22 protein-coding genes and 1 pseudogene are annotated in these 22,290 nt (G+C 42.5%); 15 read left to right on the forward strand and 8 right to left on the reverse strand.

From position 1 onward, the window contains the following. Positions 1-55: 55 nt before the first annotated feature. A complete protein-coding gene (locus NSU11_RS04295; protein ID WP_342493815.1) occupies positions 56-2,650 on the forward strand; it encodes a YfhO family protein in 2,595 nt (864 codons plus the stop codon). 24 nt (positions 2,651-2,674) lie between these two features. Here NSU11_RS04295 and NSU11_RS04300 read toward each other — a convergent pair whose 3' ends face one another. Continuing rightward, the gene (locus tag NSU11_RS04300) at positions 2,675-3,808 is read right to left on the reverse strand and encodes an NAD(P)/FAD-dependent oxidoreductase (RefSeq protein ID WP_342493816.1); all 1,134 of its coding nucleotides are present in this window, start codon (positions 3,806-3,808) and stop codon (positions 2,675-2,677) included. Positions 3,809-4,006: 198 nt separating this feature from the next. Here NSU11_RS04300 and NSU11_RS04305 point away from each other — a divergent pair, with 198 nt between their 5' ends. Continuing rightward, the gene (locus NSU11_RS04305) at positions 4,007-4,537 is read left to right on the forward strand and encodes a DinB family protein (RefSeq protein WP_171464084.1); all 531 of its coding nucleotides are present in this window, start codon (positions 4,007-4,009) and stop codon (positions 4,535-4,537) included. Here NSU11_RS04305 and NSU11_RS04310 read toward each other — a convergent pair. The 3 genes from NSU11_RS04310 to NSU11_RS04320 all read right to left on the reverse strand — a co-directional run bounded on the left by NSU11_RS04310 (position 4,446) and on the right by NSU11_RS04320 (position 6,357). Beyond that, a complete protein-coding gene (locus NSU11_RS04310; RefSeq protein ID WP_342493817.1) occupies positions 4,446-4,865 on the reverse strand; it encodes a regulatory YrvL family protein in 420 nt (139 codons plus the stop codon). The two genes, NSU11_RS04305 and NSU11_RS04310, sit on opposite strands and share 92 nt — an antisense overlap. Positions 4,866-4,934: 69 nt before the next feature. Next, positions 4,935-6,098 (reverse strand): oxalate decarboxylase family bicupin, encoded by a 1,164-nt coding sequence (locus NSU11_RS04315; RefSeq protein WP_024425215.1) that lies wholly within the window; start codon positions 6,096-6,098, stop codon positions 4,935-4,937. A gap of 94 nt (positions 6,099-6,192) precedes the next feature. Further along, on the reverse strand, positions 6,193-6,357 hold the full coding sequence (locus tag NSU11_RS04320) for a YvrJ family protein (protein ID WP_073204399.1): 165 nt from the start codon (positions 6,355-6,357) through the stop codon (positions 6,193-6,195). 166 nt (positions 6,358-6,523) lie between these two features. Between NSU11_RS04320 and NSU11_RS04325 the strand changes: the two genes are divergently transcribed. Continuing rightward, positions 6,524-7,126 carry a sigma-70 family RNA polymerase sigma factor gene (locus NSU11_RS04325; RefSeq protein WP_024425214.1) on the forward strand — a complete coding sequence of 201 codons (603 nt, stop codon included), beginning with the start codon at positions 6,524-6,526 and terminating at the stop codon, positions 7,124-7,126. Further along, on the forward strand, positions 7,074-7,295 hold the full coding sequence (gene rsoA, locus NSU11_RS04330; RefSeq protein WP_029707333.1) for a sigma-O factor regulator RsoA: 222 nt from the start codon (positions 7,074-7,076) through the stop codon (positions 7,293-7,295). Before NSU11_RS04325 ends, rsoA begins: the two co-directional genes overlap by 53 nt. A 25-nt stretch (positions 7,296-7,320) precedes the next feature. Here rsoA and NSU11_RS04335 read toward each other — a convergent pair whose 3' ends face one another. Continuing rightward, a complete protein-coding gene (locus NSU11_RS04335) occupies positions 7,321-8,301 on the reverse strand; it encodes a metal-dependent hydrolase (RefSeq protein ID WP_342493818.1) in 981 nt (326 codons plus the stop codon). Between the two features lie 191 nt (positions 8,302-8,492). On the opposite strand from NSU11_RS04335, the gene mutY reads away from it, so the two are divergent. Continuing rightward, positions 8,493-9,593: an A/G-specific adenine glycosylase gene (gene mutY, locus NSU11_RS04340; RefSeq protein ID WP_149125843.1), complete on the forward strand. Its 1,101-nt coding sequence runs from the start codon at positions 8,493-8,495 to the stop codon at positions 9,591-9,593. Here mutY and NSU11_RS04345 read toward each other — a convergent pair. Continuing rightward, entirely contained in the window at positions 9,580-9,804 is a 225-nt protein-coding gene (locus NSU11_RS04345; protein WP_003217808.1) for a hypothetical protein, read from the reverse strand. The genes mutY and NSU11_RS04345 overlap by 14 nt on opposite strands. Before the next feature lie 81 nt (positions 9,805-9,885). Here NSU11_RS04345 and fabL point away from each other — a divergent pair, with 81 nt between their 5' ends. The 10 genes and pseudogenes from fabL (at position 9,886) to NSU11_RS04395 (ending at position 19,432) form a co-directional block, all read left to right on the forward strand. Beyond that, positions 9,886-10,638 (forward strand): enoyl-[acyl-carrier-protein] reductase FabL, encoded by a 753-nt coding sequence (gene fabL, locus NSU11_RS04350; RefSeq protein ID WP_024425211.1) that lies wholly within the window; start codon positions 9,886-9,888, stop codon positions 10,636-10,638. A gap of 75 nt (positions 10,639-10,713) precedes the next feature. Then, positions 10,714-10,863 (forward strand): annotated as a pseudogene (locus NSU11_RS04355) (gamma-type small acid-soluble spore protein); the annotation flags it as partial. Positions 10,864-11,037: 174 nt separating this feature from the next. Next, positions 11,038-11,298: a YgaB family protein gene (locus NSU11_RS04360; protein WP_149125842.1), complete on the forward strand. Its 261-nt coding sequence runs from the start codon at positions 11,038-11,040 to the stop codon at positions 11,296-11,298. A gap of 147 nt (positions 11,299-11,445) precedes the next feature. Then, the gene (locus NSU11_RS04365; RefSeq protein ID WP_024425209.1) at positions 11,446-11,976 is read left to right on the forward strand and encodes a DUF402 domain-containing protein; all 531 of its coding nucleotides are present in this window, start codon (positions 11,446-11,448) and stop codon (positions 11,974-11,976) included. A 95-nt stretch (positions 11,977-12,071) separates the two neighbouring features. Beyond that, complete coding sequence (locus tag NSU11_RS04370) at positions 12,072-13,814, forward strand: ABC transporter ATP-binding protein (protein ID WP_133744902.1); 1,743 nt, start codon at positions 12,072-12,074, stop codon at positions 13,812-13,814. A gap of 112 nt (positions 13,815-13,926) precedes the next feature. Beyond that, the gene (locus NSU11_RS04375; protein WP_122632170.1) at positions 13,927-14,949 is read left to right on the forward strand and encodes an ABC transporter ATP-binding protein; all 1,023 of its coding nucleotides are present in this window, start codon (positions 13,927-13,929) and stop codon (positions 14,947-14,949) included. After that, entirely contained in the window at positions 14,918-15,895 is a 978-nt protein-coding gene (locus NSU11_RS04380; protein WP_080708071.1) for an ABC transporter ATP-binding protein, read from the forward strand. The genes NSU11_RS04375 and NSU11_RS04380 overlap by 32 nt, the downstream gene beginning before the upstream one ends. Continuing rightward, positions 15,870-17,456, forward strand: a complete 1,587-nt coding sequence (locus NSU11_RS04385; RefSeq protein ID WP_151863195.1) for an ABC transporter substrate-binding protein — start codon at positions 15,870-15,872, stop codon at positions 17,454-17,456. The genes NSU11_RS04380 and NSU11_RS04385 overlap by 26 nt, the downstream gene beginning before the upstream one ends. 60 nt (positions 17,457-17,516) lie before the next feature. Continuing rightward, positions 17,517-18,518, forward strand: coding sequence for an ABC transporter permease (locus NSU11_RS04390; protein ID WP_024425205.1), 1,002 nt, complete (start codon positions 17,517-17,519; stop codon positions 18,516-18,518). Positions 18,519-18,535: 17 nt separating this feature from the next. After that, entirely contained in the window at positions 18,536-19,432 is an 897-nt protein-coding gene (locus tag NSU11_RS04395; protein WP_073204415.1) for an ABC transporter permease, read from the forward strand. A 228-nt stretch (positions 19,433-19,660) separates the two neighbouring features. Here NSU11_RS04395 and NSU11_RS04400 read toward each other — a convergent pair whose 3' ends face one another. Beyond that, positions 19,661-20,734, reverse strand: a complete 1,074-nt coding sequence (locus NSU11_RS04400) for an aromatic acid exporter family protein (RefSeq protein ID WP_024425203.1) — start codon at positions 20,732-20,734, stop codon at positions 19,661-19,663. A 247-nt stretch (positions 20,735-20,981) separates the two neighbouring features. After that, positions 20,982-22,277, reverse strand: coding sequence for a glutamate-1-semialdehyde 2,1-aminomutase (locus tag NSU11_RS04405; protein WP_024425202.1), 1,296 nt, complete (start codon positions 22,275-22,277; stop codon positions 20,982-20,984). Positions 22,278-22,290: the final 13 nt, after the last annotated feature.

Consider the following 22,290-nt stretch of genomic DNA (forward strand, 5'->3'; position numbering starts at 1 on the left):
CTTGCTGGGTTGTTTTGTTTCAAAGAATAGTGGATCTTTTGTGGAAAGGATTTAGATGATGAAACGTAGATGGATAATGATAGGAATGTGCCTCATTCTCGCTTTATTAGGACACTCCTTTTTCTTATATGAATATACGCAGGGCCGGTATATGACAGGAGATGGAGACGGGATCTCACAAATGCTCCCATTTAAAAAGCTGCTGTACGATGAATACGTCAAAGGGAACTTCTTTTATTCCTATCAATTCGGTCTGGGCGGCGGTACATATACCCAATTAGGTTATTATTTCACAACGTCGACTGTCTTTATGGTCACAGTCGCTGTCGTCTGGCTGATGAATGCACTTCATCTTATCCAGTCAACGGACATCCATTTCTGGGCAAATGCCGTCATTTGGCTGAGTGTGATCAAGCTGACGCTCATTCTGTTCATCGCTTACCGTGTGCTTCTTTCAATGGTCCAGCATAGGCTGAGCGCATTAACAGGAGCCGCAATCTACGGATTGTCTATTGTGTATTTTCGGCATCAAACGTTTTGGGAGTTTTTCACCGACAGTATGATGTGGCTCCCGCTGCTTGTACTTGGGATTGAACGGATTTTCAAAATGGGTAAGCCGGCTTGGTTTATTGCGAGTTGCAGCCTGATGCTCATCAACAATTTTTACTTTGCTTATATTCATTTTATCTTTTTAGCGATCTATCTTGTCTTCAGATATATCATCAAGCTGAGAAGTGAGGAGCATGGGTGGAAGGTGTTCTGGACGCTGGCGGTCTCTACGCTGTTATCCTTTGGAATCAGTGCTGCCTTTTTTGTCCCGTCTGTCTATGGATTTCTTAATAATATAAGACCGCCATATGATCAATCTATACCTTGGTTTGATCTGCATGATCATCTGCTGTTTACAAGCAGGGTGTATTTATTACCTGTGATTTTTCTCATTTGTATGTTCCTCGTTCCGCTTTACCGGAACAGGTGGTTTTTCATGTTTACATCGATCAGCGTTCTGCTCATTGTTTTTCACTACAGTCCAAAGATGGCGAGCGTGTTTAATGGTTTTTCAGCACCGCAGTACAGGTTTGAATACATTCTTGCCTTTACAGTTGGGGCGGTCGCAGCCATCACCATCAAGCATTTCTCGCAAATCGAGTGGAAGTGGAAAAAGCGTGCGGTCTTAGGCGCTTGGATCGTATTTCTTCTCGCAGTCATCTTATCAGAACGAGCAAAGGGAAATATGGATGTTGTTGTATTTACAGGCATAGGACTGCTTGTGATCAGCTTGTTTTTCCTTATGATTCATGCGGAAAAACGTCAGCACCTTCGTTTCTTTTCAGCTGTGCTCATCGTTGTCAGCTTACTGACAGCAGGCGTGTATCAGCAGGGCTATTTATCTGAAAGAAGCAATATTAAGAGCGTATCAGATACGTATCTGAATAGTGAGGCATATGCTGGACATGAACAAATGAAGCTCATTCAGCAAATTCAAAGCCGCTCTTCAAAAGATCCGCTTGCCCGGATTGACTGGATGAACGGCGTGCGCAACAACACCCCGTTATTTGAAGGCTTTCAAGGCATGAGTGCGTATTCAAGTATATTGAATCAGCATTTGCTCAATTTCTACTGGAATGACCTGCAAATCGATATGGGCCGGGAAAGTGTCAGCCGTTATGCAACAATGGGGGACAGGGCGAATTTATACAGTCTGACCTATGGAAAGTATTATATGAGAGACAACACGATGTCCTACTCACCGCCAGCTTATTTTAAGCCAATATTGGAAAGCGAGCATTATAAAGTGTATGAAAATACAAGGCCGCTGCCATTTGCAAGAACAACAAGCACCATTTATTCAGAAGAATCCTTAAAGGATGCCTCAGCACTTGATAGGGAGCATGCGATGCTGCAAGGTGTGATTTTAGACAAAAAAGGAAACGCAAAAATGGAGCACGCGCCAGATCGAGTCAAGGATACAAAGATTCATACGGAACAAGCCGTATACGAACACGGCGTGCTTGATGTATACGGAGAAACAGGCGGCCTGAATATCACGCTGCCAGATGATATGGCCCGCGCTGGAGATGTGTATGTGAGCTTTTATGTGAAGCGGACAGACCGGAACGAAGGATTTCAGTTATCCGTTGACAACTACGTCACCTCACGAAAAAGCAATACATCCATCTACAAAACAGGCGTCAATGAAGTGACGATTCGAGTCCCTGCGGAAAAAATCCTTTCCATTCGAGTACCAAAAGGGACGTATGAACTCGATCAACTGAGGCTGTATCAAGAGCCTTACCGCATCCTAGAAAAGGCATATGAAAAAGAAAAACAGGATGTTGGCAGCCAGCAAGTAAAGCTCGAAAACAACCGCTTTACGATTTCATATGATAACAAACGCGGCGATGATTATATGGTTCTCCCAGTACCATATGAAAAAGGCTGGGAGCTCACAGTAAACGGACAGCAGACTGATATTGAACAAGCCAATTACGCCTTTATCGGTTTTCCAATAGAAAAAGGCAAAAACGAGATTGTCTTAACGTACTATCCGCCTTATATCAGAATTCTCGCGTTGATTTCACTCGTCAGTTTGATTGGTGCGATCCTATATGCACGGAGAAAACACAAGAAACACCACTTTTCATCATAAGTGGTGTTTTTTTTATCTTTCATCTCATACGTAAGTTTTTTCATCCCATTCAATATTGTATTCGTTCATTTTTTTATCAATATCGTTTTGAATACTCATGTGCTGAAATAGCGCATTCAATTCTTCTGTCCTCTTTCTTCGATCCTGTTCATAATAATAGAACGCATCTCGATAATCATGATCCCTCAGCATCTTTGCTATGACCATCGCATCTTCTAGACTATACGATGCTCCTTGACCAACAAAAGGATTAGCCGTATGTACAGCATCACCTACAAGAACAACGCGTCCTTTTGACCACACAGAGAGATTCTTGATTTCATAAATACTTCTTGGGAAAAACATCTCTGTATGATCGATAATGTCATAAAGGTGCTTCGGAATATTCCAGCCTTCCATTTGTTGATATAATAACTGTCGAATGGTTTCTTTATTGGCTTTCTCAAAATGTTTTGTAGGTAACTTCTCAGGACACTGAGAGAAAGCTTGCCATAAAATATTCATTTTATTTGTTGGATGCGCTTTTCCAAAAATGAATTGAAAGTTTCCGTCATTGTAAAAATAACTTGTTGCCTCATCCAATACAAAATCCTTCACAAACGATACCCCTTGAAGTCCCCAAAAACCGCTATAGTCTAATTTAGCATTAAACGCAACCGCTTCTCTTGTTTTCGAAAAAGTTCCATCTGCTCCTATTACAATATCACCTGTTATCACAGTTTCATCTTCAAAAAGAACCTGAACGGAATGAGGCTGCTGTTTGATCGAGGTTACCTTTTTGTTGTATTTCACTTCTATTCCTTGGCGTTGCACTTCCTTTAAAAGAATGGTTATGATTTGTGCTCTCATGACGTTGATCAAAGGGGCATGATGATATTTTTCACTATGATTGTTAAAGATTGCTTCCACTTCATTTTCACTGTTTATTTGCTGGATTTTCTTTATCACGGTTGCATTTGCTATCACTTCATTTTTACACCCGATTTCATCCAAAATCTTTACCCCATTTGGAGACAGTAAAAAACCTGCGCCTGTTTCTAATTTTTCATCTGACCTGCTTTCATAAATCGTACTTTCCATTCTAGCCTTTTTTAAAAATAAAGAAGTAGCCAATCCTGCTACACCACTGCCGATAATGATCACATTTTGAGATTTCATCATTTTTCCTCCTTTTTTATAAACAGACCGGTCGGTTTATTTTAGTGCAAAAAAATAAGCTTTTTCATGTAGGACAGCGTATGACAATTCCCCCTTTTTATTTGGTAATTAAAGTATATGATAATATGTTATACATGATTTCGCAAGGATGAAACAAACCAATTTCTGATAAAACAAACATGGAGGGGATAACAAAACATGAACAAAGACACCGTGATAAAACACTATCAACACTCCATTGAATGGGTACAGTCGCTAACGGAATTAACAGACAAAGAGTGGCGCAGCGCCATCGCTGAGGGAAAATGGAGCATTGCTGAGATCATCGCTCATTTCGTTCCGTGGGATGAATTTATTTTACACGACCGTTTAAAGGAATGTTGGAACGAGCAAGCGTTACCGCAGGCACCTGATGCGCATGAAATGAATCAGCAGTCAGCCGAAAGAGCAAGAAAGGAAGAAAGAAGCGAGACGATTGGGCGATTTATTTCTGTCAGAACAGAATTACTTCAAGAAATGAAAAAAATCGAACCATCTCGCTGGAATGAACCTTTTTTTATTGGTCAAACCATGCTGACGTTATTAAGTTATTTCCAAGGGCTGATCGAACACGATATCCATCATATGAAGCAAATCACTAAGCGTCTTTCTCAAACGAAAACGTCGCATAATCAAACAAAAAATGAAACAACCAAAGGCTTAGGGCAAAGAGAATTTCCTCAGAAGTAGACAGTAAAATGCCGCCTACCAATTCATCTGATAAATAGACAGCACCCCAAATAAACAAGAGATGAATTGAAATGGCATAGAAAACGATGGAGCGTTTTTTGGAACGGCACTTTCTAACAATCCTCATGAGCACATGCTCCACATGCTCAAAGGATATCCCAAGTACCACATAGATGCCCATAAATAAAAGCATCGATAAAATCGATTGATAAAAAGCACCCGTTAAATGAAAGAACAGTACACAAAACAACAAAAATATGTAACAGACAGCCGACGCCGCCATGAGCCATTTCAGCCCTTGCCATAAAGCGTGAACAGATTGCTGCATAGGTGAATCAACACTCCTTTACATGAAGATACCTGCAAAAAGGACAGCCTTTTTGCAGGAAGTTATATGTTAATCCTCTTTTTTAGGTGCAGCGATCACAGGATGTTTTTCAGTATCAAGCAGTTTTAAGAAGTCTTCGCCTTGATCTAAATGATCAAGAACAAGCTGTTTCGGTGTGACCGCAAGCCACTGATTGAGTGAAATGTCTGCATAATGATCGCTCTTAAAGATTTCTAAGAAATAAAGCGGTTCGTCGCCTGTATTTTCTACATAATGCCCCATCGCAAATGGGACATATCCAACGTCTCCCGCCTGATAGTTGAAGGTTCTCGCATGTCCATCAGAAGCAAATACCGTCATTCGTGCTTTTCCAGAAATGAAATATTGCCATTCATCCGTATTTGGATGCCAGTGCAGTTCGCGAATGGCACCTGGATCAACTTTCACAAGAGCGGATGCAATCGTTTTAGATGCTTTGAAATTGGTAGAGTCCGCAATCCACACTTGTCCGCCGCTTGATGTAATCGGCTCCTGTTTTAACAGCTCATATTTAAAGGAATTCGGGACTTCTCCTTGCTCTGTTTTCACCTTGTCACATTCAAGGGAACCAGGAATTCCTTTTTGGAAAATATACTTTTCTTTCTCTGGCAGCTTGTCAAACTGCTCTTTTGTCATACCGAAGTTCTTGAGCACGACTTCCTCTGGCGTGTGGGCAAGCCAATCGGTTACTTGGAACGTACTATTTTCTGAGAATGACCCATCATCAAACACAAGCAAGAATTCAGCTCCCGGTTCAAGTGCTTGGATAGAGTGCGGCAGGCCAGAAGGGAAGTACCACAAATCACCCTCAGTCACATCCTCTGTAAAATTGCGCCCCTCTGCATCAACCGATGTAATCCGGGCTTCCCCATAAATCATGTACGCCCATTCCGCTTCCTTATGCCAGTGCAGCTCACGAATCGCACCAGGCTTTAGCCGCATATTGACAGATGCAAGACTTTTAGAGATCGGCAGTTCGCGGACTGTTACCTCTCGGGCATAGCCGCCTTTTTCTAAACGATTGTGTGTATCAGAAAAAGAATATTTCAGGTTGGAGACCGTTCCATGATCGGTTTCTGGCGGCGTGAGCATATCTGGATTTTGTCTGTCCCGCTCGAGATTACGTGGAATTTTGACCGTTGCTCCTTTTTCTCCTCGAATCGGCTGTGGTATTCCATTTTGCTTTTCACTCATGATAAAATCCCCTTTCAACATCGTATTGTGTGAGGTGACAAAAGGCCTTTCATTTCGCCCTCGTTTTCATAAGGTGAAACGAATCAGGCAGATGTCAATCTGATTCATCATTTTTTTGAGCAGCGACTAATCGTTGGATGAGCTTGCTTAATTCATCAAACTTTCGTTCAAAGCGTGTCAGCAAGTAAACCGTCAAAATGGCAGGGAAGCCAGCCTGACCGAGCTGCTTCAGCCATTCCTCTGAAAAAAAGGTCTCCATTTGTCTCACCTCCCAGCGGATGCTCGTCTTCTATATAAGTGGTATGAAAGAAGAAAAAGGAAAGCAGAGGGGGAGAAAATGAACCATTAGACCCGTTTCACGAAGTTTACTTTTTTTAACTTTTGTCCACTTAATGCTAGTAGAGGGAACAAAGGGGAGGATGCACATGGATTATCGGCTGTTATTGAAAGCAAAATGGAAGGAAATCATTGATCACCCGCTCATTCAGCAGTTTTTAAGCAACCCGAAAAACGAGCAGCTGCTCCGGCAGGTCATGGAAGAGCCAAACGAGGAAAATGCCAAAAAACTAGATTCCGAGTTCAAACAGTTCTATCAGAAAATCCGCATCATCAAGTATATCTCCACAATGATACGCATCTTTTCAGTCGACTTTGACAAACGAGTAAAAAAGAAACAGCAGCGTTTTCCGCTCATACTCGATCATCCTGATACGCAAGAAGTGAAAGACCCTGTTCAAACAGATACGTATGAAGCTGTGCTCTTCAACCAGCAAGACTTAGGGGAGCATCTGCAAGACCAAACATTGTACAAGGCCTACCAGCAGCTCACAGACAAACAAAAAATGGTCCTAACCCAAATCTATGTCGAAGGCCAAACGATGAAGGAAATAGCCGATCAGTTAGGCGAAACAAGACAAAACATCTCAAACATTCACAAAAAAGCACTCAACAAACTAAAAGAAGAAACAGGGGGAGATGTCCGTGCACGAAGACAAAATGACCAATGGAGAAATGGAAGAACTCATTGAAACCTTCACACCCATGATCAAAAAGAAACTACAAAACACGGCATATCAAGAAAGAGAAGACCTCGAACAAGAACTCTATATCAAACTCATCGAAAAAATAGACCGGCTGATTTATCAAGAGGGGCCTGGCTTTTGGGAGTTTATTGTGGAATATATGACGAAGTTGTAAAAGTGAAGCACAAAAAAAGACTCGCTCACACAGAGCCGAGTCTTAATTTTTTTTGCAGTTTTTCTTCACTGAAAATCCAGCCGGTATAGGAATTTTTGATTTGGTGGTCCATGTCGATATGGCAGATCGCGACAAAAGGATAGTGACCTTTGCTTCGGTAGCGCAAATCAATGAACCGCACCTCATAATGATCCTTAAATTTATCCACTTCCCACCGGTAGACAGGGGAGAAGGAGAGAAAGGCTGAAATGTTTTCATCTTGTTTGGCAATTTTCATAATTTCAGTATCCGGGACCGGCACACGGTTAAACGTGTCTAAAATGACGACTTCTCCATTCATGCTGCGCCCAACATGGAAAGAGGATTTACATTTCACGGCAATGCGCCATTGTCTGAACTTCATTGTAGGCGAAATAATAATCTCTTCAATTTCATCGAATCGTGCACGCAGCTGACGTTTAATCTGAAGCTGCATGATGACCCTGACGATATAGTAACAGAAAATCACGGCATACAGCGTAATAAACGTATAGCCGGGATGTCCGCCAATCGCCCAAACGACAATGGCGACAAGGTGTGTAAAAAAGATAAACGGATCAAACGTATTAATGATCCCAAGCGCTACCCATTTCTTTGAAAATGGACGAATGGCCTGCGTGCCGTATGCATTGAAAATATCGACAAACACATGAAGGACAACGGCTAATAGTGTCCATAACCAAAGGTGAAGTAAATTCGCCCCGGGCACAAATGGGAAAATCATAGCCGGAATCAGCAATGACCAAAACAGTACAGCCGGAATGGAATGTGTAAATCCTCGGTGATTTCTTATATAAACCGCATTATTTTTTAGTTTTAGCACAGTATCAATGTCTGGTGCTTGGGAGCCGGCGATGGTCGCGATCATCACGGCGTGTGCCATGTGTGGATCTGCGCTGACGGCTGGATCTAAAAGTGCAAGTCCCCCAAGAGAAATGCCCATTACTACATGAGTACCAGTGTCCAATTGATTACCTCCTAGTTGTCATGCTTAGGAACAATCATACAAAGTATACGTCTCCAATCAAGACTATGTGCAAAATCACTTTTGCTTTATCCCGATTTAATGTAACATGTTAACGTATCTACAAACAGTATACAACAAATAAGGTTCTATTCAGAACGTTAGCCCTCGGTCCAATGAGAAGGAGTATAGATATGAAAGACATTCAAGAAAAGCTGGACCGCAAAGATATTGCGGGATTTCAGCATGATTTAATTGATTGGTATGAAAAAGAACAACGAACATTGCCATGGCGTGAAAATCAAGATCCATACCGCGTCTGGGTATCAGAAGTGATGCTTCAGCAAACGAGAGTAGATACGGTCATTCCGTATTTCAACCGGTTTATGGAGCAATTCCCGACGGTGAAGGATCTCGCTTTAGCTGATGAAGAAAAGGTCATGAAAGCATGGGAAGGTCTTGGCTACTACTCAAGAGTGCGTAATTTACAGGCAGCTGTGAAAGAAGTATATGAATCCTACGATGGTATTGTCCCTAATACGAAAGAGCAATTTTCAAAGCTCAAAGGTGTAGGCCCGTATACGAGCGGCGCAGTGCTGAGTATCGCCTATAACAAGCCGTATCCTGCGGTAGACGGCAACGTCATGAGGGTCATTTCTCGTATTTTGTCCATATGGGATGATATTGCAAAACCAAAAACGAGAAACATTTTCGAGTTTGCGGTCGATCAGCTCATTTCCCGGGAAAAGCCGTCAGAATTTAATCAAGGGCTGATGGAGCTTGGTGCGCTCATTTGTACCCCAACATCCCCTGCCTGCCTCATTTGCCCTGTGAACATGCATTGCTCGGCATTCGAGGAAGGCGTTCAGTATGAGCTCCCAGTGAAAAGCAAAAAGAAAAAGCCGACTGCAAAATCAATGGCAGCAGCGGTGTTATTTGATGACGCAGGCAACCTATATATTCATAAGCGGCCAAGTACAGGCCTGCTTGCGAATTTATGGGAATTCCCTAACATGGAAACCATGAAGGGAAGAAAAACGGAAAAAGAGCAGCTGATTGATTTCTTAAAAGAGGAGGCGGGTGTACAAGCGGAGCTTGGTGATTTAGAAGGCACCATTCAGCATGTATTTACCCACCTCATCTGGAATATTTCTGTTTTCTTTGGACGAGTTACCTCTGTATCTGATGACACGAAGCTGAAAAAAGTCACAACAGAAGAATTTGAGGCATATGCTTTGCCAGTCTCACACCAAAAAATTTGGAAGCTGGCACTTGAGCAGCCTAGTCATATTTAACCGTTGTCCCGTGGGTATAATCAGCTTCATTTCGGTGCAGACCCCCGCGGTCTTCGATTTCAGAAATGATTTCTCGATACTTAGATTGCCCTTCTTCATTCAAATAAGGTAAAATTTGTTGGAAAGCATGATGAAAGTAAGCAAGCTCAGTATCTTTCCATTGATCCTTGGACATCATGCCAAGCTGGCTTAAATCGCGTCCGACATACATGAATGTAACCTCCTAATAGGAACTTTCCTATTAGTGTGAAGCGAATGAACGAAAACTATTCAAATCAGGAGATGAACCATAATGAGTCAACGTAAATGTGCATTAATTACAGGAAGCAGCAGAGGAGTAGGGAAGGAAGTAGCCCTTCGCCTCGCTGAAAAAGGATATGACATTGTCATTAACTATGCGAGAAGCAAAAAAGCCGCACTTGAAACAGCGGAAGAAATTGAAGCGATGGGTGTCAAAACATTGGTTGTCAAAGCAAATGTAGGCCAGCCTGAGAAAATCAAAGACATGTTTCAGCAAATTGACGAAACCTTTGGCCGTTTAGATGTATTTGTAAACAATGCGGCATCAGGTGTTCAGCGTCCCATTATGGACCTTGAAGAAAATCATTGGGACTGGACGATGAATATCAATGCGAAAGCCTTGTTATTCTGCGGACAAGAAGCGGCGAAACTAATGGAGAAAAACGGCGGCGGACATATCGTCAGCATTAGTTCTCTTGGCTCTATCCGCTACCTTGAAAATTACACAGTCGTCGGCGTATCAAAAGCAGCACTAGAAGCTTTAACACGTTACCTTTCTGTTGAGCTTTCACAAAAAAATATCGTCGTCAACGCTGTATCAGGCGGCGCGATCGATACCGATGCACTTAAGCACTTCCCGAACCGTGAAGAGCTTTTAGAAGATGCGAAGAAAAATACACCTGCCGGCCGAATGGTGGAAATTAAAGACATGGTCGACAGCGTGGAATTCCTTGTATCAGGCAAAGCAGACATGATTAGAGGCCAGACGATTATTGTAGATGGCGGACGTTCTTTGCTTGTTTAAAAAAATCATGAATAGGATGTACACCTTCTGCACAAATTAATGTGCGTGGAGGTGATAATGATGGATCAACAACAAAACAAAACAAACGCACAACAAGTGAAGAAACAAAACCAAGCTGCTGCACAAGGTGGTCAATACGGCACTGAATTTGCTAGCGAGACTGACGCACAGCACGTAAAAAAATACAACCAAAAAGCTGAGCAAAACAAACAACAAAACAGCTAATCACTGAAACAAAGGAAAGCACTTCATATACGAATGAAGTGCTTTTCTTTTTGCCCCTCACCACCATCCGACAAAACCTGTAAAACCTCTACATAAACAGTCAAAGGATTTCCTCCTTCTTTCAAGAAATGGTATACAGACAAAAAGTGGATTCGATAAAAAGGGAGGAGTTAGATGTCTGATTTCGATCAGCTTGTAAAAGAACAAATGCAGCTCATGGATCAGCTGCTCGATGTGCAGGGAGAACTCGATCTATGCTTAGAAACAGAAAAACAATTGCTGCAGGATGAAAAAAAAGAAGAGTGGCATAGGCTTTGTGATCAGATCAAACAGAAACGTGAGGAACTGCAAAAAGTGCAAACCTTGTTTAAAAAACAGACAGAAGAGGTCATCAATTCATATAAACAGATGGAAAAGAGTTCTAGCGTGATGTAAGTCAGTGTGCCGTTCAATTGGGTTGAATGGCTTTTTCATTTCATTTTTTAATGATGTAACGGTATAATATAATAGAGACATGTTTAGTTGGGAAATTAGGTCTTTGGACTGTTAGGTTTGTTTGTTATAGAAAGTAGGGGAGAAAATATGGGCTATCCCAAGGAAGGAGAAACCATCCAAATTCAAAGCTATAAACATAATGGCTTGATCCACAGGATTTGGAATGAAACCACCATTCTGAAAGCAACGGAATTGTGTATCATTGGTGCAAACGACCGTACAATGGTGACTGAATCCGACGGCCGTACTTGGATGACGAGAGAACCGGCTATTTGCTATTTCCATGCAAAACAATGGTTTAATGTAATTGGGATGCTTAGAGATGATGGGGTATATTATTACTGCAACATCAGCTCTCCTTTTGCGACAGATGATGAGGCAATTAAGTATATTGATTACGATTTAGACGTCAAAGTCTTTCCAGACATGACGTACAATATTTTGGATGAGGACGAATATGCAGATCATAAGAGGCAGATGAATTATCCAAAAGAAATCGATAGTATCTTAAGAGAGCATCTGAATACATTACTGCATTGGATTCACCAGCGGAAAGGTCCGTTTGCTCCTGAATTTGTGGATATGTGGTATGAACGTTTTTTACATTATACAAAATAAGCAAGAGCATCGAAAAACCTGTTTGGCTTTTTAGGCTAACAGGTTTTTGACTGCGTACGGATAAGAGGCACTGATAGATTGGGAAGGAGATTTACATGGGGGTCATTAAACGCTACATGGCTTTTGTAACACCGTATAAAAAACAGATTGCATTGACAATGGTCATCGGAATGATTAAGTTCTCGATTCCCTTAACCTTGCCTCTGCTTTTAAAATATGTCATTGATGATGTCATTCAAGGCTCGGGGTCAGCTGAAGAAAAGACATCAACTCTACTGATCATAATGGGAATCATGCTCGTATTATTTTTAGTGTTGAGGCCGCCTGTTGAATACTATAGACAATACTACGCTCAGTGGACAGGCAGTAAGGTTTTGTTTGATATTCGGGAGAAGCTGTTCTCGCATATTCAAAAGCTAAGTCTTCGTTATTATGCCAACACGAGAACAGGAGAAATTATTTCAAGAGTGATCAACGATGTGGAGCAGACAAAGGAATTTGTCATCACAGGTCTTATGAACATTTGGCTGGATATGATGACTGTACTGATCGTGATCGCTATTATGTGTACACTGGATCTGAAGCTCACCATCGTGTCTGTCATTATTTTTCCGCTATACGCGTTTGCAGTAAAGTATTTTTACGGACGGCTTCGTAAGCTGACAAAAGAGCGGTCACAGGCGCTGGCTGAAGTGCAAGGGCACCTGCATGAGCGAGTACAAGGAATGCCGGTCATTCGAAGCTTTGCGATTGAAGAATATGAACAAGAGAATTTTCATGATGAAAACAAAAATTTCTTAAACAAAGCAATCAACCATACGAATTGGAATGCAAAAACATTTGCTGTCGTCAATACCATCACCGACATTGCGCCGCTGTTAATCATTGCATTTGCGGGTTACACCGTGATTAACGGGTCGCTTTCAATTGGGACGATGATCGCCTTTGTCGGCTATATTGACCGGATGTATAATCCGATTCGCCGTCTCATTAACTCATCCACGACGTTAACCCAGTCCGTTGCATCAATGGATCGGATCTTTGAGTTTATTGATGAGCCATATGAGGTCACAGACCGGCCGAATGCAAAAGAAGCCAATCATTTAAAAGGAGAGGTAGAGTTTAAACATGTGTCGTTTCGTTATGAACACACGCAGGAAGAGATTCTGCACAATATCTCCTTGAAAGTAGAAAAAGGACAAACGGTTGCCCTTGTAGGAATGAGCGGTGGAGGGAAGTCGACACTCGTCAGCTTAATTCCAAGGTTTTATGATGTGACGAACGGGTCACTTGAAATTGACGGCATTGATATCAAAGAGTACAAAGCAAGAAGTCTTCGAAATCAAGTCGGAATGGTGCTGCAGGATACGTTCCTATTCAGTGACACAATTAAAGAAAATATTGCGGTTGGTGACCCTGAAGCATCTTTTGAAAAAATCGTGTCGGCTGCAAAAGCGGCAAACGCCCATGATTTTATTATGTCTCTTCCTGAAGGATATGACACGAAAGTAGGAGAACGGGGCGTGAAGCTGTCAGGCGGACAAAAACAGCGGATTTCCATTGCAAGAGTATTTCTAAAAAATCCACCGCTTTTAATTTTAGACGAAGCGACGTCTGCACTTGATTTAGAAAGTGAGCATTACATTCAAGAAGCGATGCAAAAGCTGGCGAAGGATCGCACAACCTTTATTGTCGCACACCGATTATCAACCATTACACACGCTGACCAAATTGTGGTCATGGAACAAGGCGAAATTGTGGAAAAGGGAACACACGAAGAATTAATGAATCAAGACAGCCACTATCGTCATTTATTTACCATTCAAACATTAAATTAGTAGAAGCCTATCCGATTCTAGCGGATAGGCTTTTTTATGCTTGTCAAAAACATGACATATTTCCCAGCTTGTCTCAATACAATTTTAAAAAGTATGACGGGGTGGTGAATATGTGAAAGAACAAGACGTGCTGCTAGATGTCAAACAGCTGTCCATTGCGTTTCAGCAGAAAAAGCAAAAAGTGCCCATCGTCCATCACATATCGTTCTCGATTCAAAAAGGGGAAACGTTAGGAATTGTGGGCGAATCTGGCTGCGGGAAAAGTATCACAAGCATGTCATTAATGGGATTGAATCAGCAAACCGATACAACGGGCGAGGTCCATTTCGAAGGGCAAAATCTGCTGTCACTTTCAGAGAAACAGTGGCGAGAGATAAGAGGAAATGACATTTCGATGATTTTCCAAGAGCCCATGACCTCTCTGAACCCATTAATGACCATCGGCAAACAAATGACGGAAGCCCTTTTCACACATCAAGCAATCGGTCAAAAAGAAGCAAAAGCGAAGGCGGTTGATCTTCTTGAAACAGTTGGGTTGAAGCAAGCGGAATCGCTGCTTAAAAAATATCCACATGAATTATCAGGCGGCATGCGCCAGCGAGTCATGATTGCGATGGCAATGCTTTGTCACCCAAAGCTCATGATCGCTGATGAACCGACAACTGCACTTGATGTAACCATCCAAGCACAAATCCTTCGTCTGCTCAAAAAGCTGAACGAAGAAATGGACACTGCTATTTTATTTATTACCCATGATCTAGGTGTCGTGCGGCAAATATGCCAGCGAGTCATGATTATGTATGCCGGTCGAATTGTAGAAGAAGGAACCGTTGACCGTATTTTCCAAAAACCTCTGCATCCCTACACGAAAGGTCTTTTCGCCTCAGTCCCATCGTTTAAAGAGAAAAAAGAAAAACTCATCTCTATTGCAGGTCATGTGCCAAAGCCAGGGGCCATCCGGTCCGGCTGTCAATTTGCACCACGCTGCCCATATCAAATGGCGCAATGTCTTGAAAAAGATCCAGCCTTACAATCCATAGAACACAATCACCGCGTGGCATGTTTTCTAATGGAAGGAGGAGAAGACACTGAGTCACCCACTCTTGCAAGTGAATCAGCTGACAAAACGGTATGACACAGCCGCTTTTTTTTCTAAACATAAACAATCGACTTTGGCATTAAATCAAGTGTCCTTTCACGTGAAGGAAGGAGAAACGCTTGGCATTGTTGGTGAATCAGGCTGCGGTAAATCAACACTTGGCAAAAGCCTAATGAGATTGACTGAACCGACGTCAGGCTCTATTCAATTAAAAGGGCAGGAGATCACCCTTCTAAAAGAACGAGACATGCGTTCCTTAAGAAAAGATATTCAAATGATCTTTCAAGATCCATATGCTTCTTTAAATCCGAGAATGAAAATCAAAGATATTTTAGAGGAACCGCTGATTGTCCATCAGCATGGGACGAAAGCAGAAAGACGGAAACGGGTAAAAGAGATGCTGCACATTGTTGGGTTTGATCCGTCTTACGGGGAACGTTATGCGCATCAATTCAGCGGCGGACAAAGGCAGCGTATCGGTATCGCTAGAGCACTTATTACGCACCCAAGTCTAGTTATTGCCGATGAACCAGTTTCGGCTTTAGATGTATCCGTTCAAGCGCAAATTTTGAATTTGATGCTTGAATTGCAAAAGACGCTTTCTCTGACGTATCTGTTTATTTCTCACGACCTTGGGGTTGTCAGATATATGAGTGACCGGATCGCCGTCATGTATGCTGGGCGCATTGTGGAGATGGGGCCTGCCGAAGATGTGTTTCACAGCCCGCTTCATCCCTATACGTCGCTGCTTCTGAAATCCATTCCACATATGGATCACGTACTAGAGGCGCAAGATGTGGCAGCAGAAGAAACCACAATGACGGAACGCGGCGGCTGTCCTTTCTACAAAAGGTGTCCAAAAAGATGGGAGAAATGCCTGAAAGCAGTTCCTGCTTTGTATGAGGAGGCACCGGGGCACGCGGCCGCGTGTTATTTATATCAAAAGGAGGAACACAATGAAGAAGACATGGTTATTCAGTAGTTTCATTTTTGTGCTGGCACTGGCGCTCTTTTTAGGGGGATGCTCGTCTTCACCGACATCAGAAGAAAAGGCAACAAAAGATACCCTCGTATTTGGCAGAGGGGGAGATTCCACTTCACTAGATCCAATCACAACAACAGAAGGCGAAACCTTTAAGGTCACAGAGAATATATTTGAAAAGCTTTTGAATTACGGTGAGAAAGACACGACCATCCATCCTGGCCTCGCAACAGAATGGGATGTTGCAAAGGACGGAAAATCATACACGTTCTACTTAAGAAAAGGTGTGAAATTCCACGATGGTACAGACTTTAACGCAGAAGCAGTGAAATTCAACTTTGACCGCTGGATGAATGGAGACGCAGAAAAGTTTCCTTACTATGGTATGTTTGGCGGCTATAAAAAAGATAAAGGGCATGTCATTAAAGACATCATCGTCAAAGGCGAGCATGAAATTGAATTTCAGCTAAAGCGCCCGCAGGCGACATTCCTCAAAAACATTGCCATGTCACCATTTGGCATCGCCAGTCCAGCCGCAGTTGAAAAAAGCGGCGATTCATTTAGAGAAAATCCAGTGGGGACAGGACCATTTAAGTTTAAAGAGTGGAAGCAAAACGACCGTATCGTGTTAGAAAAAAACGAGGATTATTGGCAGAAGGATAAACCAAAGCTGAATCAAATCATCTTCCGCTCCATTCCAGAAAACTCTGCTCGTTTAAATGCCCTTAAAACAGGTGAGATCGACTTAATGGATGGCGTGAATCCGTCAGATTTAGATGGCATTAAAACCGATAAAGCACTCCAGCTCATTGAAAGACCATCGATGAACGTAGGCTATATCGGACTGACCGTCACAAGAAAGCCGCTTGATAACAAGCTGGTTCGTCAGGCACTCAATTATGCGGTCGATAAAGAATCGATTATTGAGTCATTTTATGGCGGACTTGCTGAGCCAGCAAAAAATCCATTGCCGCCAGCTTTAGAAGGCTACAATGACGACATTGAGCCATATCCGTATGATCCAGAAAAAGCGAAAGAACTATTAAAAGAAGCGGGCTTCCCTGACGGCTTTCGCATCAAGCTTTGGGCGATGCCTGTACCACGTCCATACATGCCAGATGGGATGAAGGTAGCAGAAGTCATTCAGTCAAATTTTGAAAAGGTCGGCGTCAAAGCAGAAATTGTCACATATGACTGGGCGACCTATTTAGATAAAGCAAGTAAAGGGGAAGCAGATGTGTTCTTATTAGGCTGGACAGGGGACAATGGCGATCCTGATAATTTCATTTACACACTGCTGGACAAAGACAGCATTGGCGGTAACAACTATACATTCTTCGAAAACGATAAAATGCATGACATTCTCATTGAAGCGCAAACAGACACAGATCAAAAGAAACGAAATGAGCTGTATAAAAAAGCGCAGGAAATCATTCATGACGAAGCGCCTTGGATTCCATTGGTGCATTCGATTCCAATGCTTGCCGCTTCTAATGATTTAAAAGGCTATCAGCCGCATCCAACTGGTTCAGAAGCTTTAACTGACGTGTATTTCGAATAAGCAAATAAGGGAGATCATGTATCTCCCTTATCAAACAAAGATAAAGGCGGTGAAAGCTGTTTGTTTGCTTATTGTATGAAGCGGGCAGGAATGCTCATCCCAGTACTGATCGGAATGACATTGGTCGTGTTTTCAATTATTCGTTTTATACCTGGAAATCCAGCGCAGGTCATCTTAGGACAGCGGGCAACGAAAGAGGCTGTAGAACAATTAACGATCCAGCTCGGTTTAGATCAGCCATGGTACGTTCAATACGGTCATTATATGCTTGGCCTTTTAAAAGGGGATTTAGGGACTTCCATTCGAACAGGAGCGGCTATTGCCCAGGAAATGAAGCCTTACTTATTTGCGACGTTAGAATTGACCTTTTTTGCCATGGTGCTGGCGATTGTCGTGGGAGTGAATGCCGGAATCATTAGTGCTTGGTTTAAGCATTCCTTCTTTGATTATGCCGCGATGTTTATTGCACTCATCGGAGTGTCCATGCCAATTTTCTGGTTAGGCTTAATGGGGCAGTGGCTGTTCTCGATCGAATTAGGTATTTTGCCGACAACGGGCCGAGAAGACGTAAGGAATCCAGTCGAATCGATTACGTATATTCATACACTGGACACGCTTTTACAAGGCCGGTTTGATCAATTCGCTGACAGCATCAAGCATTTGATCTTACCAAGTACAGCCCTCGCCACAATTCCTGCTGCGATTATTGCGAGAATTACAAGGGCAAGTATGCTGGAAGTGCTTCATTCCGACTTTATTCGAACAGCAAAAGCAAAAGGAGTACGTTCATTTTTTATCATTTATCAGCATGGCCTGAAAAATGCGCTCATTCCGATCTTGACGATTATTGGTCTTCAGACAGGACTCTTGCTTGGTGGAGCGATTTTAACAGAAACCATTTTTGCTTGGCCGGGAATTGGGCGGTATATATATGACGCCATCAGTTATCGTGATTACCCAGTCATTCAAACAGGTATTCTCGTCGTTGCGCTTATATTTGTCCTGATCAATTTCATTGTGGACATCTTGTATGCGGTCATTGATCCAAGGATTAAATATTAGGGAGGGAGAGTGACAATATGGAAGCACAAAAAGAACTTGAACTACCTCAGCCAAAAGATGAACGCTCTCAATCATTGATTCTTGAATCAATGAAGCAGTTCTTTCAGCATAAGCTGGCGGTCATTGGTAGTGTGATTGTTTTTTTATTTCTGATCCTAGCGATCTTTGCGCCGCTCATTGCTCCTTATGGAATCAATGAACAATCACTCGGTGAGCGATTTAGTGCCCCTTCAGCTGCACACTGGTTTGGTACGGATGATTTCGGCAGAGATATATTTTCAAGAGTTGTGCATGGAGCACGGATTTCCTTATGGGTCGGCTTTTTCTCGGTCCTCGGGTCTGTCATTTTAGGCACACTGCTTGGATTGATAGCAGGCTATGGCGGAAGAGTGTTAGATGCTGTGATCTCCAGATTGTTTGATATTTTACTTGCTTTTCCTAGCATTCTATTAGCGATTGCTATTGTCTCCATCCTAGGCCCCTCCTTACAAAATGCCCTTATTGCCATTGCGATTATTAATGTCCCAACCTTTGGACGGCTCGTTCGTTCAAAAGTGCTGAGTATTAAACAAGAAGAATACGTGCTGGCAGCAAAGGCGGTGGGGATGTCACACCGCCGCATCGTTCTGCGCCACATCCTGCCAAATAGTATGGTGCCGGTCATCGTACAGGCAACGCTAGCGATCGGAACGGCAATTATTGAGGCAGCCGCTTTAGGCTTTTTAGGATTGGGGGCACAGGCGCCAAGTCCAGAATGGGGGAAAATGCTCGCCGATGCGAGGCCTTATCTCGTTCAAGCCCCTTGGACATTATTCTTCCCAGGAATAGCGATCATGCTGACTGTTTTAGGCTTTAACCTGATGGGGGATGGATTAAGAGACACACTAGATCCTAAAATGAAGAAAATAAAATAAGACCGATTCTCAGAATCGGTCTCAGCGCGCGGGCAAACCCTCGCATTCGGTGTCAGTCCTGCGTGCCGGTGCTCACGAATACTCAATTCGCTCCGCTCCGGTACTCGTTCTTCCTAGACTGCAAAGGTTTTCAGGTCACGCTGAAAAGAAGACAAAGAGCTAAAATCAAGATCATTTTAGCTCTTTGTCAACAATTTAAGACCGATTCTAGGAATCGGTCTTTTCTATTTATGCTTCTTTTTCTTCTGTCTCGATTTCACTATCTTTTGGGTGATACGTCTGGAAGCTTGTAATCAATGTATCTAAATGTTCTAATTCATCACGGTATTCGATGATGCTGGACATGACATTCAGCATGTTGTAATCGAGCAGGTCATTTTCTTGGTTTTGCTGATGCTGAATAAATGATTTCGTTAACGTCTCAAGGCGAAGAGAGCATTCATTTTGAAATTCATCGTCCTGCGGCTTCATTTTTCCGACGAATTTCATCAAGGTGCGCTCATGCCAATACAGTAAATAATCAATTTCATCCGTTAAGCTTTCCCTGAAATGCTCTGGCATCAAATGAATCTCATTTTCTAATTTATGAAGCTTTTTCAGTAAATACAGAGCACGATTTGAAGTCATAATGGCCTGCCTGAACAAAACAAGCTTTCTTGATTTGACATAGGTGGTTTTCTTTAAATAGCTTCGTTCCTCTTTGTATAACAAGTAAATATGATCTAATTTGATCATGCGTTCTTTTATTTGATCGATGTCATCCTTTAAAGTGGAATGATCAGTAGACTGTCTGGAGGTCAGACGGATCCATTTTAAAATCTCCTCCGTATTTTCCATAATGTGATGAACAAGCTTTGTTTCATACTTTGGCGGCAGGAAGATTAAATTCACTAAAAATGAAGAAAGAACTCCTAACACCACAGTAGCTGTTCGAATTAAGGCAAAGGAAAGGAAATGATCCCCTGCACTTTCTAAAATCGCAATGACGGTTACAAGTGCAATTGGTATGGTGTGTTCAATTTTCAGCTTTAAATTAATGGCGATGACCATGACGGCGGTTAAACCGATAATGACTGGTCCTGTGCCAAAAAGCAGACCGAACGTAATGGCAAGCGCTGCTCCAATAATATTGGCTTGCACTTGATCAACAATGGTTAAAAAAGATCGATAAATTGATGGCTGGATAGCAAATACAGCTGCAATTCCCGCGAAGACGGGCGTTGGCAACCCAAGCCATGTTGCCAGGTAAAGCGCGAGTACAATGGCAATACCAGTTTTTAAAATACGGGCTCCAAGTTTCATTGGTTTTGTCCCTGCATTCCTTTCTTTTCGATAATAGATGATCACTCGTCATTTATCATTCATATTTTGATGAAACAACTAAGTAATATACAGCGGTCTTCCGAAATATTCAAGTGATTTTTGAAAGTTCATGAAAACATCTAAAGAAGGTATTGAGAAGAAATGTAACAGATTCGCACGCTTTTGACAAACAAGAGTTGGTAAATAAAAAAACAGGCGCATGTTTTTACGCCTGTTTTGGACTTCATTATGATTGTTTTAGCTGTGCAAATGCATGATCTACTGCTTTTAGCGTCTCAGAAATATCTTTTTCAGTATGTGCGATCGTTAAGAACCAAGCTTCATATTTAGAAGGAGCGAGGTTAATGCCTTGGGCGAGCATTAATTTGAAGAAACGGGCAAACATTTCGCCATCCGTATTTTCAGCCTGCTCGTAGTTCACAATCGTTTCTGTTGTGAAATAAATTGTGAGCGCTCCTTTTAAGCGATTCACTGTAATATTTACTTGATGCTTTTTGGCATGGGCTAAAATCCCTTCTTCTAACATAGCGCCAAGCTGATCAAGACGCTCGTAAACACCGTCTTCTTTTAACACTTCCAAGCAGGCAATACCTGAAAGAATGGATGCAGGATTTCCTGCCATTGTGCCAGCTTGATAGGCTGGTCCAAGCGGGGCAACTTGTTCCATAATTTCTTTTTTACCGCCGTAAGCGCCGATAGGAAGTCCGCCGCCAATAATTTTTCCTAATGCAGTAAGGTCAGGTTTTACTTGAAGCAAGTCCTGTGCACCGCCATACATAAAGCGGAAAGCGGTAATGACTTCATCATAAATCACCAGTGCGCCTTTTTCATGTGTGAGGTCATTGACCTGCTGCAGGAAACCGTCCTTAGGCTCTACGATGCCGAAGTTCCCGACAATTGGCTCGACAAGGACAGCTGCTACTTCATCACCCCAGCGATCTAATGCTTCTTTATAGCTGTCAATATCATTAAATGGAACGGTAATGACTTCATTAGCGATACTTTTTGGTACGCCCGCAGAATCAGGTGTTCCTAAAGTGGAAGGACCAGAGCCTGCTGCCACAAGCACAAGATCAGAGTGGCCGTGATAGCATCCGGCAAACTTAATGATTTTTGTTCTGCCTGTATATGCGCGAGCCACGCGAATCGTTGTCATCACCGCTTCTGTACCTGAATTGACAAAACGAACTTTGTCCAAAGCAGGCATGGCTTCCTTCAGCATTTTAGCAAAAGTGACTTCATGTTTCGTTGGTGTTCCGTAAAGGACACCTGTTTCAGCCGCTTTCGTGATGGCTTTTGTAATATGCGGGTGGGCATGTCCTGTAATAATTGGACCGTATGCTGCTAGATAGTCAATATAGCGGTTTCCGTCAACATCCCAAAAATAAGCGCCTTCTCCTCTTTCCATCGCAACGGGTGAACCGCCGCCTACTGCCTTATATGAACGAGACGGGCTGTTGACACCTCCAACAATGTGCTCCAGCGCCTCTTGATGTAATTTTTCTGATTCTGTGAATTTCATAAATAGCCTCCTA

Origin of the sequence: Bacillus sp. FSL R5-0712, from assembly GCF_038593285.1 — a bacterium.
Lineage (GTDB): Bacteria > Bacillota > Bacilli > Bacillales > Bacillaceae > Bacillus > Bacillus safensis.